The following is a 13,800-nucleotide window of genomic DNA, read 5'->3' on the forward strand; positions in this document are numbered from 1 at the left end:
CGTTATCTCCTGATGCTGCCAGCCAACTCGTCCTTGTGATTGTCGGTCGCTCCTGCCTACGATACAAACACAGCACTGAGCGAACGCTCGGTTAACTCGACGGACGATGGAGTTCACGCATGACAGAACACGCCAGCACTCAAGCTCAGCCCCACCTCGGCGCGCGATTCACCGGTCAGGTCGCACTCGTCACCGGTGCCAGCCGTGGAATCGGACTCGGCATCGCCAAGCGGCTGCAGTCCGAAGGGGCGACGGTCATCCTCACAGCCCGCAAACCCGAGGCACTCGCCGAGGCGGTCGCGCAGTTCCCCGAAGGCACCGCCCTGGCCATCGCCGGGAAGTCCGACGACCCCAAACACCGCGCGGAGGTCTACGACACGATCGCCGAGAAGTTCGGTCGTCTCGACGTGCTGGTCACGAACGTGGGCATCAACCCCGTCTACGGACCGCTCATCGACCTCGACCTCGACGCCGCTCGCAAGATCCTCGACGTCAACGTCATCGGCACGCTCGCCTGGGTCCAGGAAGCCGTCCACCACGAGAAGCTGAACTTCCGTGAGAACAAGGGACGCGTCGTGAGCATCTCCTCCGTCGCAGGGGAGCGGCCGAGCCCGGGTATCTCCTTCTACGGCATCTCGAAGGCGGCGGTCTCGCACCTGACTAAGTCGCTGGCCGTCGAGCTCGGCCCGGACATCAGGGTCAACGCCGTCGCCCCAGCCGTGGTGAAGACGGACTTTGCCACCGCGCTCTATGAAGGCAGGGAAGAAGAGGTCTCCTCTGCTTACCCGGTCAAGCGCCTCGGAACTCCCGAAGACATCGCCGCTGCCGTGGCCTACCTCGCGTCCTCCGACGCGGATTGGATCACCGCGCAGGTTCTCACCGCCGATGGGGGAGTCATCACCGCCGGAGGCAATGCCTGATTCTCCTCGTTCGCTGAGGAGAATTGGCCTCTCTGGCTGAATTGACTGTGGAGGAATGGTCGCCGGAACCGTGTTCGGACGACCATTCCTCCACATCAATTGCCGTTGCTCCGCTATAAGGGGCTTTCAGGCCGGATCCCGCGGATCCGCGAATCGCGCTGAAGGCGCTCTCCGACTGCTGGTATTCGAGTCCCATCACGGTGTTTGTCCGCCGTGATCCCAGCCACTAGACTTAGCGCCATAAGTACATAGCCACACCAGCAACACGCAACACCTGACAAGCAACAAGCGAAACCACACAATTGAATACTGCCGTTAAGACATGACGTGGGAGAGCTGCTTCAAGCAGCGCCGTAGGTGCAATTCCCTCCCCGGGAAACTCTCAGGCCCAGTACCACCGATTGCAGGCATATCTGAAGGACCGCCACCGCGCTCGCGCGCTGTCAGTCTGACAGAACGGGGAGGACCACCACTGCTCAGTGCGTCCTCCATAGGCGGGCGCGACACCGACCCGAGGACGGCAATGACCAGTTCACTCGCCCACACAAGTTCACTCGCGCACACCACAGCGCCCACCGGAGACACGGAACGCCCCTTCTCCGACCGGCACATCGGCCCCCGCGCCGACGACACCCAGGCCATGCTGGTCGAACTCGGCTACGACTCCCTCGAAGCGCTCTCCAGCGCAGCCGTCCCAGAATCCATTCAGATCGACGGACTCGACCTGCCCACCGGTCGCTCCGAAGCCGAGGTCCTCGACGACCTCCGCGCGATCGCCGGTCAGAACATCATGCGCACGCAGATGATCGGCCAGGGCTACTACGACACGATCACCCCGGCCGTCATCCGCCGCAACCTGGTCGAGAACCCCGCCTGGTACACCGCCTACACCCCGTACCAGCCCGAGATCTCCCAGGGTCGCCTCGAGGCTCTGCTCAACTTCCAGCAGGTCGTCCAGGATCTCACCGGCCTCGACATCGCCAACGCCTCCCTCCTCGACGAGGCCACCGCCGTCGCCGAGGCGGTCCTGCTGATGCGTCGGGCCGTGAAGAAGGGGACAACCGTCGTCCTCGACTCCGAACTCCACCCGCAGACCATCGCCGTCGTCCGTGCCCGCGCGAAGGCCATGGACTTCCGCGTCACCGTCGCTGACCTGGCCAAAGGCCTCGTGGGCGAAGACATCTTCGGCATCGTCTGCGCCCAGCCCGGCACCACCGGCGTCATCCGCGACTTCACCGAAGCCGTCGACGGCGCCCATGACCGCGGCGCCCTCGTCACCTTCGACGCCGACCTGCTGGCCCTGACCCTGCTCAAGGATCCCGCCTCCCAGGGCGCCGACATCTCCGTGGGCTCGGCCCAGCGCTTCGGTGTTCCCCTGTTCTTCGGCGGACCCCACGCCGGCTTCATGGCTGTGAAGTCCGGTCTCCAGCGTCAGCTGCCCGGCCGCCTCGTCGGTGTCTCCAAGGACGCCCAGGGCAAGCCCGGTTACCGTCTGGCCCTGCAGACCCGTGAACAGCACATCCGCCGCCAGAAGGCCACGTCCAACATCTGCACCGCGCAGGCTCTGCTGGCCAACGTCGCATCGATGTACGCCGTCTACCACGGCCCCGTCGGCCTGACCCGCATCGCCTCCCGCATCCACCGCCTGGCCCAGGCCTTCGCGACCGCTGCGGACACCGCCCCCGGCGCCGAGGTGGTCACCCGTGAGTTCTTCGACACCGTGGCCATCCGCGTCGCCGACGCAGAAGCCGCCCGAGTCGTGTCCGAACGTGCCGGCTTCAACATCCGCGTCATCGACGACTCCACCATCGGCGTCTCCTTCGGCGAATCCCACTCGGTCGCCGATGCCAACGGACTGCTCGAAGCTCTGGGCATCATCGCCCGGGTCGATGAAGCGAACTTCGCAGCCGCCTCGGCGGGAACATTCGGAGCCAACCAGGTGCCGACACCGGTCTTCGACGCCGCCTTCCACCGCGACACCGACTTCCTCACCCACCCGGTCTTCAGCTCCTACGGGTCCGAGACCTCGATGATGCGCTACCTGCGCACCCTGGCCGACCGGGACCTGGCCTTGGACCGGACGATGATCCCCCTGGGCTCCTGCACGATGAAGCTCAACGCCGCGGCAGAGATGGAACCGATCACCTGGCCGGAGTTCGCCTCCATCCACCCCTTCGCCCCGGAGGAGCAGACCCACGGCTGGCGCAACCTCATCACCCGTCTGGAGAACTCGCTCGTCGAGGTCACCGGCTACGACCGCGTGTCCCTGCAGCCCAACGCCGGCTCCCAGGGCGAACTGGCCGGTCTGCTCGCGATCCGCAACTTCCACGTCGCCAACGGTGACACCAGCCGCGATGTGGTCCTCATCCCACAGTCGGCCCACGGCACCAACGCCGCCTCCGCGGTCCTGGCCGGACTCAAGGTCCAGGTCATCGCGACCGCCGAAGACGGATCGGTCGACATCGCCGACCTCGATGCGAAGATCGAGAAGAACGCGGACAAACTCGCCGCGATCATGATCACCTACCCGTCGACCAACGGGATCTTCGAATCCGAGGTCCGTGAGGTCTGCGAGAAGATCCACGCTGCCGGCGGCCAGGTCTACGTCGACGGTGCGAACCTCAACGCCATGGTCGGACTCGCCAAGCCCGGCGAGTTCGGCGGAGACGTCTCCCACCTCAACCTGCACAAGACCTTCTGCATCCCCCACGGCGGTGGCGGACCCGGAGTCGGACCGGTCGCGGTGCGCGAACACCTCGCGCCGTACCTGCCCGGCGATCCCACCGCACCAGAGCTTGTGGCCGGGGAAGAGGACGCGCACGAGCTGCCGATCTCCGCATCGATGTTCGGCTCCGCCGGCGTTCTGCCGATCAGCTTCGCCTACCTCGAGCTCATGGGCGGCGACGGACTCACAGAAGCCTCTCGTGTCGCACTCCTGGGTGCGAACTACCTGGCAGCCAAGCTCCACGACGTGTTCCCCATCCTCTACTCGGGAGAGCACGGACTCGTCGGCCATGAGACGATCCTCGACCTGCGTGAGCTGACCGCGAAGTCCGGCGTCACCGCCGAGGATGTGGCCAAGCGCCTCATCGACTTCGGCTTCCACGCCCCGACCCTGGCCTTCCCGGTTCCCGGGACACTCATGGTCGAACCGACCGAGTCCGAGGACAAGGCCGAACTCGACCGCTTCATCGAAGCCATGCGCACCATCCGCGCAGAGATCGACGCCATCGGCGACACCTATTCCTATGCAGAGTCACCGCTGGCCGGTGCCCCGCACCCGGCCACCGTGGTGATGGATGACTGGGACGCCAAGTACTCCCGCGAGACTGCCGTGTTCCCGGTCAAGGGATTGCGCCAGACCAAGTACTTCCCACCGGTGAGCCGGATTGACGGTGCCTACGGCGACCGCAACCTGGTGTGCAGCTGCCCACCGCCAGAGGCCTTCGAAGACAATGAGGAAGAAGACGACTGATGAGTACTGAGAATTCGCCGCGGGAGACCCCGCTGCATGATATCCATGCCCAGCTGGGCGCATCCTTCACCGACTTCGGCGGTTGGGACATGCCGCTGAAGTACGGGTCCGAACTGGCTGAGCACCGTGCCGTGCGCGAAGCCGCAGGCATCTTCGACCTCTCCCATATGGGCGAAGTCCGCCTCACCGGCTCCGACGCCGCCGCATTCCTCGACTACGCGCTGGTGGCGAAGTACTCGAAGATGAAGATCGGCAAGGCGAAATACGGTGTGCTCGTCAACGAGGCAGGCTACCTCCTCGATGACCTCATCACCTACCGGATCGGCGACGAAGAGTTCCTCATCGTCCCCAACGCCTCGAACACCCCGACCGTCGTCGCGACCCTGAAGGAACGGCTGCAGGCCTTCCTGCGCGACGAGTCCCCGGGAGCCGATGCCAAACTCTTCGACGAGTCCGAAGACACTGCCCTCATCGCCGTGCAGGGGCCGAACTCCGAGGCCATCATCCTCCGTGCCCTCGACGAGGGTGCACATGGGGAATTCGGGCCAGCGACCACCTCGGCGGACGGATCTGCGGCTAACGATGCAGCCGTCGACGGCTCCGCGGATGATTCCTCGGTGAACTCAACCGGAATCACCGTCGGCGAGGCGGTCCGGGAGCTGAAGTACTACGCGTGGATGCCGCTGACGATCGCGGGCATCGACATGATGCTGGCGCGCACCGGCTACACCGGCGAAGACGGCTTCGAGCTCTACATTCCCAACATCGCCGCGCCGCGTCTGTGGGAGACCCTGACGACTGCTGGTGCCGACTACGGCCTCGTGCCCTGCGGCCTGGCCTCGCGTGATTCGCTGCGCCTGGAAGCCGGCATGCCGCTCTACGGCAACGAACTCAGCCTCGAGACCTCGCCGTTCGACGTCGGACTCGGCCGCATGATCGGGTTCAAGACGAAGGAGAACTTCGTCGCTCGTGAGGCATTGGCCAAGTTGGGGGAGACCGAGCCACCACGCGTGCTCGTCGGCTTGACCTCCGAGGGCCGTCGCGCCGCCAGGTCCGGAGCCAGCGTCTTCGCCTCGGCCGACGAGGTCGGCGCCGAGGGCAGCACCGCCGTCGGCACCGTCGCCTCCGGACAGCCTTCGCCGACGCTGGGCCACCCGATCGCTCTGGCGTTCCTCGACCGCGGACTCGCCGACCCAGGCACGCCCGTATTCGTGGACATCCGCGGCAAGGCACATGAGTTCTCCGTGACCGAGCTGCCGTTCTACAAGCGCGGCGAGAACTGATCCGTCGATCCTGATGCTGTTGCCCCCGGTGGCTCGTACACTGGGGGCACCTGCTCACCAACTAGCTGTCAATTAAGCAGAAAAGGACAATCATGGCTGAATTGCCCCCGCTCCCACAGAACTTCACCTACTCCGCTGAGCACGAGTGGATCAACGCCGGAGCCGACGCCATCGTCGGCAACACGGTGAAGATCGGCATCACCGCGGTCGCCGCTGACGCCCTCGGCGAGGTCGTCTACGTGGACCTGCCAGAGGTCGGCGACACCGTCACCGCAGGCGAGACCTGTGGCGAGGTCGAATCGACCAAGTCGGTCTCCGACCTCTACTGCCCGGTCACCGGCGAGGTCACCGCCATCAACGAGGCCGCCACGGACAACCCCGGCGTGCTCAACTCCGACCCCTACGGCGACGGCTGGCTGTTCGAAGTCAACGTCACCGAACTGGGCGAAGTGATGGACGCAGCAGGCTACGCAGAGGCCAACTCCCTCTGACACACCCTCCGACCGATGGGACCGACCACGGCTGGAGTCATCCGGCCTGACTGGGCCGGAACGACCCGGCCCGGTCGGTCCCATCGATCACCTGAAAAGAATCGGAGTATCTTCCATGCCACTGAGCGTCTTCGATCTCTTTACCGTCGGCATCGGCCCGTCGAGTTCTCACACCGTCGGCCCGATGCGAGCGGCATCGAGCTTCCTCACACTACTGGGCGACAAGCGAGGATCCACCGCAAGCATCAAGGTTGATGTCTTCGGATCCCTCGCCGCCACCGGTGCCGGACACGGCACCTTCGACGCCATCCTCATCGGACTGGAAGGCTGTGCGCCCGACGCCGTCGAAGCCAATGAACTCACCGCCCGCCGGACCCGCATGTCCGAGACCGGGACGATCCTCCTCGGCGACGCAGTCGGGCACGGCGTCGAGATCGCCTTCACCGAGGACGACATGGTCAAGCGTCCCCTGACCATCAAGCCTCGCCACACGAACGCCATGACCATCACAGCCTTCGACGCCGAGGGCCAGACCCTGGCCGAAGAGACTTACTATTCTGTGGGTGGTGGCTTCGTCACCTCCGAGACCGAGTTCCTGGAGAAGGAGCAGGCCGCCGAGGTTGTTGCTGAGTCGGGAGAGGACGACACCAGCGAGTTCGCCGTTGCCGATGCTGTCGTCGACGCCGAGCTGCAGTCCTACAGCGAAGAGCTTCCGTACCCCTTCCACTCGGCCGTCGAGCTCCTGCAACGCTGCAAGGAAAGCGACATGTCGATCGCCGAGATCATGCTCGCCAACGAGAAGTCGATGCGCGATGAGGACGAGATCCGTCACGGTCTCCTCCATATCTACTCCGTGATGGAGGAGTGCGCCTCGGCGTCCCTGGACCGCTCGGGCTACCTGCCGGGCGGACTCAAGGTGCGTAGGCGCGCCCACGACTGGTACCTCAAGCTCAAGGCCGAGGACCCCGACCGCGACCCTGGCTACTACCTGGAGTGGGTCAACCTCATCGCCATGGCCGTCAATGAGGAGAACGCCTCGGGCGGACGCGTCGTCACCGCACCGACGAACGGCGCTGCCGGCATCATCCCCGCAGTCCTCCACTATGCGCTCAACTACGTGGATTCCGTGGTCAAGGGCGGCGAGGCTGCCAAGCACGCGGCGATCGTGGACTTCGTGCTCACCTCGGCGGCGGTGGGTGTCCTCTATAAGGAGAGAGCATCCATCTCCGGCGCCGAGGTGGGCTGCCAGGGCGAGGTCGGATCCGCCTCCTCGATGGCTGCCGGGGGACTGGCCGCGATCATGGGCGGCACCCCGGAGCAGATCGAGAACGCCGCCGAGATCGCCATGGAGCACAACCTGGGCCTGACCTGCGACCCGATCTCCGGGCTCGTGCAGGTCCCCTGCATCGAACGCAACGCGATCGCGGCAGGCAAGGCCATCAACGCCTCCCGGATGGCCCTGTGGGGCGACGGCCAGCACAGGGTCAGCCTCGACGAGGTGATTGAGACAATGCGCCAGACAGGTGCGGACATGAGCTCGAAGTACAAGGAGACAGCGCAGGGCGGCCTCGCCGTCAACGTCGTCGAATGCTGAGGTAGCCCGCGGGGCTGTCGTATGGGCGGCCCTTCCAGCGTCCTCGAGGCTGCCGCGCTAGGTTTTCACCCTCCGGTGCCGTCGAAACCCCGCCTGCGCGTCGAAACATCGCTGTGGGCATAGGGGCTTCGACACGCAGGCGCTGTCTCGGTGAAAAGTCGCTTCCTGCTGCCTGTTTCAGCTGCGTGAGAGGCCGGTATCTGACACCCGCTGCCCTCACCCGCATCCATGCATTGCCCTATCCAGCAACCCTCCCTGCCTTTCCCGCCGTCCAGCCGGATGGCTGTCTCCGGCACCCCGAATAGTCATCCGGAAGTCATGCCCCGAGGTGGCGTCGAAACGTGGAACAACCGTGGAACCGCTGTTCCAAAAGTGCTGAAATGTAACGAAACGATAACGAAGCTCTACCCCGGAATGAGCGCGGAAGAGCGCCCTGGCGCATCCCAGAGATGCCATGGGGAAACCCCGGTTCGTGACGTCGGGAACACGCGCGGGAATCACCACTGAATGGGGCGTGAATCACCGGTTTTCGAGTTGACGCTCATCCTCAGGTCGTTAGGTTTGAAGGCGTGAGAAACGCAGTCGCTGAACCTCAAACAGAAACCGATGTCCGTGTTCCAACTATGGAAGACGGTCAACACATGTGGAGACTGGCTAAAGATTCGGCCGTTCTCGACCTGAACTCCTCGTACTCCTACATTCTGTGGTGCCGAGACTTCTCGGCCACCTCGACGATCGCGCGAATCGGCGGAGAGCCCGCCGGGTTCGTCACCGGCTACACCCGCCCGGATCGGCCTAACACGCTGATGATCTGGCAGGTCGCAGTCTCGTCGGACTTCCGCGGACACGGATTGGCGAAGACCATGCTCAACGAGCTGGCCGATCGCACCAATGCGCTCCGCCTGGAGACGACGATCACCGATGACAACGACGCTTCAAACCGTCTGTTCCAGTCATTCGCTGAGCAGCGTGACGCTAATTGCGAACGAAGCGCGCTGATCACTCCGGATCTGTACCCGGACGGTCACGACACAGAATACCTGTACGAGATCGCACCACTGTGATGCACCGCTGAAAAGCCTGGTGCCACCTGGCGTCCGAGGGATCAACTGATTCCGTCTGAGGGTGCCGACCGGCGACAGCCGTACCCGATGTTGATCGGTCGCGGCCACCGCCTAGGCGCTTGCTCACGAGGCAAGTGCGTAATCCAGAAGTCGAAAGGACTCAAGTGATGACCGAAAACTCTAAGACCACGAAGCCCGACATCTTTGAAACCCGCGAATCAGAGGTGCGAGGATACTCGCGCTCCTGGCCCGCCACCTTTGCCAAGGCACAGGGTGCGAAGCAGTGGGGCGAAGACGGCAAGGAATTCATCGATTTCTTCTCCGGCGCCGGAGCACTCAACTACGGGCACAACAACCCCGTCGTGATGAACCCTCTCATCGAGTACCTCCAGTCGGGTGCAGTCCTGCACTCGCTGGACATGAAGACCCCGGCCAAGCGTGAGTTCCTCGAGACCTTCCAGGACCTCATCCTCAAGCCACGCGGACTCGACTACACCGTGATGTTCCCCGGACCAACGGGAACCAACACCGTCGAGGCTGCCCTCAAGCTGGCTCGTAAGGTCACCGGACGTCAGCACATGCTGTCCTTCACCAACGCATTCCACGGCATGACCCTGGGATCGCTGTCGGTGACCGGCAACTCGATGAAGCGCGAAGGCGCAGGCATCCCGCTGACCAACAGCTCGAAGATTCCCTACGACGACTACTTCGACGGAGAGATCCCAGACTTCCTGTGGCTCGAGAAGGTCCTCGAAGACTCCGGCTCCGGCGTCGACAAGCCAGCCGCTGTCATCGTTGAGACCGTGCAGGGTGAAGGCGGCCTCCGCGCCGCACGCGCCGAATGGCTGCGCGCCCTGTCCGAGCTGACCAAGAAGCACGACATCCTCCTCATCGTCGATGACGTGCAGGCCGGCTGTGGCCGTACCGGATCCTTCTTCAGCTTCGAAGAGGCCGGCATCGAGCCAGACATCGTCTGCCTGTCGAAGTCGATCTCCGGTTCGGGTCTGCCGATGGCACTGACCCTCTTCCGCCCCGAGCTCGATGTTTGGGAACCGGGCGAGCACAACGGAACCTTCCGCGGAAACAACCCCGCATTCGTCACGGCGACCGCCGCGATCAAGAACTTCTGGGCCGACAACACCTTCCAGAACGAATTGGCCGACACCATCGCCGCACTGCACCAGCGCCTCGACTCGATCGTGGAAAAGGCAGAGGGAGCATCCATCCGTGGACGCGGACTCCTCGCCGGACTCCACTTCGCCGATGACGAGGTCGCCGGCAAGGTGGCAGCAGAAGCCTTCGAAAACGGCCTGCTCCTCGAGACCTCGGGTCCCAAGGATGAGGTCACGAAGATCATGCCTCCGCTGACCATCTCCTCGCACGATCTGGAACAGGGTCTCGACATCATCGAGGCTGCTGTGCTGAAGTTCGCTCCGGCCACCAACGCAGAATCTGCGGCGGTCTGAGCCTGCTCCCAGCTGAGCGCGAGAGCCTGGAAAGCCGAGTTTCGGTTCGCTGAGACTCAACCATGAAACTTGAATGACGCGTTGCCGGTGGATCGGTCGACATTTCGACTGATGCATCGGCAACCCGTCTGATATGCCAATTGAAAGGACCACGAATGTACGTAGTCAACCGCGATGACCTCAATGACACCGACCGCGATATCAAGTCGGAGACCTGGCGCAGCCGCCGCATGGTGCTGGGCAAGGAGCGCGTCGGATTCTCGCTTCACGACACCGTGATCTACGCCGGAACCACCTCGACTTTCCACTACCAGAACCACGTCGAAGCCGTGTACTGCGTGCAGGGCAAGGGCACTCTGACCGATCAGGAGACCGGCGAGACCTACGAGCTCTCTGACGGCACCATGTACCTGCTCGACGGACACGAGAAGCACACCGTGGTCGCCGAGGAAGAGCTGCGCATGGCCTGCGTCTTCAACCCGCCGGTCACCGGTCGTGAGACTCACGACGAGAACGGCGTCTACCCGCTCATCGTCGAAGAGGACTGAGATCCTCTCCTGAGCTGAAAAGCTCCATCGCCGAGGTGGCTGATCCGTTGATCAATCACCGAGGTTGAGTCCGGCCTCCGGACCCCATAGCTGGTGGTCACGGAACTGAGGTAGATCCGCAATCTGCGGGTTTTGCCCCAGTTCCGTGGCCACCAGCTTTTTGTATGGAGCGCGATGCCGGTGAGTGATAAGGTTGCCTTATGACGCTGGTGGCGGAGTACAACGATGCCCGGCGCGCAGAGGGGGTTGCCCGCGTGCGCAGGGTCATCGTCTTGCGCGCGATGAATGTGCTTGGGCTGAGTCAGCGCGAAATCGCAGCTTCTCTGGGAATAAGCCAGCCAGCCGTCAGCCAGCAAGTCGCGGCATCCACTAATTTCGGCAACTTGTCAGCCGCGGAACTGCTAGAAGCGGCAGCGCCGATTTTGCGGCTCGTCGCTGAGAACTATCGATACACCGAGCTGGCAGTCTTCGGGTCCGTGGCTCGAGGGGACTCTCGTGCGGAATCGGATATTGATCTACTAGTGCAACCGCCTCCGGGCACCTCTTCGTTCGACTTTGTCGAGTTCAAGCAGCTAGTGGAGAAAGTTCTCGGTCGTGAGATCGATTTGATCTCCTACAGCGGACTTGACCCTGTGCTCGACGCGGACATCCTGCACGATAAGAGGCTCCTCTGATGCTTGTCGCTGTCGCCAAGGATCTCCTGCATATGAAGACATGGCCAGAGCGGCCAAGAAGGGCAAGGCCACGTACAAGGTCAAGACGAAGAGCAAGAAGACCTACCGCGTGACCTTCGGCCAGTCGAGCTGGGCGACTGGCGCCACCTCGAAGTCGGCCAAGCGCTGACCATCTGCGAATGAGGTCGGCCAAGCGCTGACCTCCCAGGGCAGTACACCTCGGTCACTCGGAAATAGTCAGGTCTGTCCCGTGCATATATCCGCGAGACCCTTCGAACGGACCTAGTGCTTCGCAGAGAGGCAGCCCCAACACACCGAGATCGGCGGTCTGACGGGCTCCGGCCGACTTGGCCATGAGGTTCTGGCTGTAACGGAGTTCGCCGATCTCAGCATCGGCGACCGTCCAGATGACCACCTGCGGTGGATCATCATTGGTGAACGTCACTCGGCGGGCATCGGCCGTGACCGACCACCCGGTCGCCTCGGCGAGGGAATCGGCCAACTCTGTGCGATCCACAGTCATGGGGCCTTCCTCCTAGGTAGAGAACAGTGAAAGCCACATCGGGCGCCCCCAGGGAAGGGGCGCCCGATACGCATTCAGGATCAAACTGCCGACAGCATCAATCGTCGTCCGGGCGCACCTTCTTGCCGCGGTCCTGCCAGAACTTTGCAGTGGTGACTTCGTCTGTGCCGTCCCAAGCGTCGATGTCGGTGTTGATGCGCTTGAACGTGGGCAGATCGGAACGGTGGAAGACCGGCTCAAATCCCTGTCGACGCTGCTGCTGGTAGTTCTTCAGCAGGTTGAACACCAGCGGTGAGAGCATCAGCAGAGCGAAGAGGTTGATGAGAGCCATGATCGCCATGAAGATGTTCGCCGCGGTCCAGACGATGTCCAGTGCCGCGATCGCCCCGATGAAGACCGACACCATCACGATCACCTGGTACACCCGCATGGCAACTTTGCTGGTGGTCAGATGCTCGATATTGGCTTCGCCGTAGTAGTAGTTGCCGAGGATCGAGGAGAAGGCGAAGAGGAAGATCGCGAAGGTGAGGAAGTGGATTGCCCACTGGCCCAGCTGCCCGCTCAGCGCCGTCTGCGTCAGCTGGATTCCTTCGGCAGAGCTGCCGTATTCGGGGTTCGACAGCAGGATGATGAACGCTGTGATCGAGCAGACGAGGATCGTGTCGAAGTACACGCCCAGTGCCTGCACGAATCCCTGTTTGGCCGGGTGAGATGCCGATGCTGTGGCTGCAGCATTCGGGACGGAACCGATTCCGGCCTCGTTGGAGAACAGGCCGCGCTGAACGCCGATGAGCATGATCGAGCCGAGCGTTCCACCGGCGATGGAATCCATGCTGAACGCATCGGTGAAGATGGTGAGGATCATGTCGGGGACGGCGCCGAGGTTGAGCACCACGACGATGATCCCGACGATCAGGTAGAGACCGGCCATGATCGGCACGAGGTAGGCGGAGATGTTCGAGATGCGCTTGGCTCCGCCGACGAAGATCAGGTAGGCGCCGACGGCGATGACCACACCGGCGATTGCTGAGAATGCGAAGTTCGAGTCCTCGACATTGAACGATGCACCGACCGCGTCGACGATCGAGTTCGACTGCACCGTGTTGAACACGATGCCGTAGGTGATGGCGACGATCACGGCGAAGACCAGGCCGAGCCATTTCATGTTCATTCCGTGCCGGATGTAGTAGGCCGGGCCGCCGCGGAAGTTCGGGCCGTCCTTCATCTTGTAGACCTGGCCGAGAGCGGACTCGGCGAACGCGGTGGCACCGCCGACGACGGCTGTCAGCCACATCCAGAACACTGCACCGGGGCCGCCCAGCGAAATGGCCAAGGCCACGCCGGCGATGTTGGCCGTGCCCACTCGCGAGGCAGCAGAGATGGAGAAGGCGCGGAACGGGGAGATGTTCTTATTGCCCTCGGAGTCTCGTCCACCCGGCTCGGCGAGCGTGCGGAACATTTCGGGGAGCATTCGCACTTGGATCACTCCGGTGCGGATGGTGAAATACAGACCAGTGGGAATCAGGACTGCAACGAGTACATAGGACGATACGGAATCGATCCCGTTGAGTGCGTTCTGCAGCATCTCCATGGAACTGAGCCTCCTTCGGCAATCATGCGGTCAGAGGTTCGGGCGGAAGAGTGCCTGAACGTCCGCTGTGTATGCCTTCAGTCTGCCACTAACCCACTCCTGCAGTGCGCAGGCAGGCGGCGTTTGGCTCATTACCGACCACGAGGCAGTCGAGCGAGCATACGGAATCAC

The 13,800-nt window shown here is 63.2% G+C and carries 12 protein-coding genes and 1 riboswitch; of the genes, 10 read left to right on the forward strand and 2 right to left on the reverse strand.

All coding sequences use genetic code 11. From position 1 onward, the window contains the following. Positions 1-119: 119 nt before the first annotated feature. From CXR25_RS02080 to CXR25_RS19120, 10 genes are all read left to right on the forward strand, one after another. The gene (locus CXR25_RS02080; protein ID WP_125240343.1) at positions 120-920 is read left to right on the forward strand and encodes an SDR family oxidoreductase; all 801 of its coding nucleotides are present in this window, start codon (positions 120-122) and stop codon (positions 918-920) included. 318 nt (positions 921-1,238) lie between these two features. Then, positions 1,239-1,327: riboswitch (glycine riboswitch) on the forward strand. Between the two features lie 116 nt (positions 1,328-1,443). Continuing rightward, on the forward strand, positions 1,444-4,395 hold the full coding sequence (gene gcvP / locus CXR25_RS02085) for an aminomethyl-transferring glycine dehydrogenase (protein ID WP_125240344.1): 2,952 nt from the start codon (positions 1,444-1,446) through the stop codon (positions 4,393-4,395). Continuing rightward, positions 4,395-5,678, forward strand: a complete 1,284-nt coding sequence (locus tag CXR25_RS02090) for an aminomethyl transferase family protein (RefSeq protein WP_125240345.1) — start codon at positions 4,395-4,397, stop codon at positions 5,676-5,678. Before gcvP ends, CXR25_RS02090 begins: the two co-directional genes overlap by 1 nt. Before the next feature lie 92 nt (positions 5,679-5,770). Then, a complete protein-coding gene (gcvH, locus tag CXR25_RS02095; RefSeq protein ID WP_009883420.1) occupies positions 5,771-6,169 on the forward strand; it encodes a glycine cleavage system protein GcvH in 399 nt (132 codons plus the stop codon). Positions 6,170-6,284: 115 nt separating this feature from the next. Then, a complete protein-coding gene (locus CXR25_RS02100) occupies positions 6,285-7,763 on the forward strand; it encodes an L-serine ammonia-lyase (protein WP_125240346.1) in 1,479 nt (492 codons plus the stop codon). A 641-nt stretch (positions 7,764-8,404) separates the two neighbouring features. Then, the gene (ectA, locus tag CXR25_RS02105; RefSeq protein WP_009883418.1) at positions 8,405-8,827 is read left to right on the forward strand and encodes a diaminobutyrate acetyltransferase; all 423 of its coding nucleotides are present in this window, start codon (positions 8,405-8,407) and stop codon (positions 8,825-8,827) included. Positions 8,828-8,994: 167 nt separating this feature from the next. Further along, positions 8,995-10,293, forward strand: a complete 1,299-nt coding sequence (gene ectB, locus CXR25_RS02110; protein WP_069599357.1) for a diaminobutyrate--2-oxoglutarate transaminase — start codon at positions 8,995-8,997, stop codon at positions 10,291-10,293. A gap of 155 nt (positions 10,294-10,448) precedes the next feature. After that, positions 10,449-10,841, forward strand: coding sequence for an ectoine synthase (locus CXR25_RS02115; protein WP_069599358.1), 393 nt, complete (start codon positions 10,449-10,451; stop codon positions 10,839-10,841). Between the two features lie 200 nt (positions 10,842-11,041). Further along, positions 11,042-11,515: a nucleotidyltransferase domain-containing protein gene (locus CXR25_RS02120; RefSeq protein WP_083248631.1), complete on the forward strand. Its 474-nt coding sequence runs from the start codon at positions 11,042-11,044 to the stop codon at positions 11,513-11,515. Between the two features lie 40 nt (positions 11,516-11,555). Continuing rightward, positions 11,556-11,684 carry a hypothetical protein gene (locus CXR25_RS19120; RefSeq protein ID WP_009883414.1) on the forward strand — a complete coding sequence of 43 codons (129 nt, stop codon included), beginning with the start codon at positions 11,556-11,558 and terminating at the stop codon, positions 11,682-11,684. Positions 11,685-11,738: 54 nt separating this feature from the next. On the opposite strand, the gene CXR25_RS02125 is transcribed toward CXR25_RS19120, so the two are convergent. Together CXR25_RS02125 and CXR25_RS02130 are read right to left on the reverse strand one after the other, a co-directional pair. Next, complete coding sequence (locus CXR25_RS02125; protein WP_114385203.1) at positions 11,739-12,038, reverse strand: hypothetical protein; 300 nt, start codon at positions 12,036-12,038, stop codon at positions 11,739-11,741. Positions 12,039-12,135: 97 nt separating this feature from the next. Further along, on the reverse strand, positions 12,136-13,629 hold the full coding sequence (locus CXR25_RS02130; RefSeq protein ID WP_125240347.1) for an alanine/glycine:cation symporter family protein: 1,494 nt from the start codon (positions 13,627-13,629) through the stop codon (positions 12,136-12,138). Between the last annotated feature and the right edge of the window lie 171 nt (positions 13,630-13,800).

Source organism: Brevibacterium aurantiacum, assembly GCF_003932995.1.
Lineage (GTDB): Bacteria > Actinomycetota > Actinomycetes > Actinomycetales > Brevibacteriaceae > Brevibacterium > Brevibacterium aurantiacum.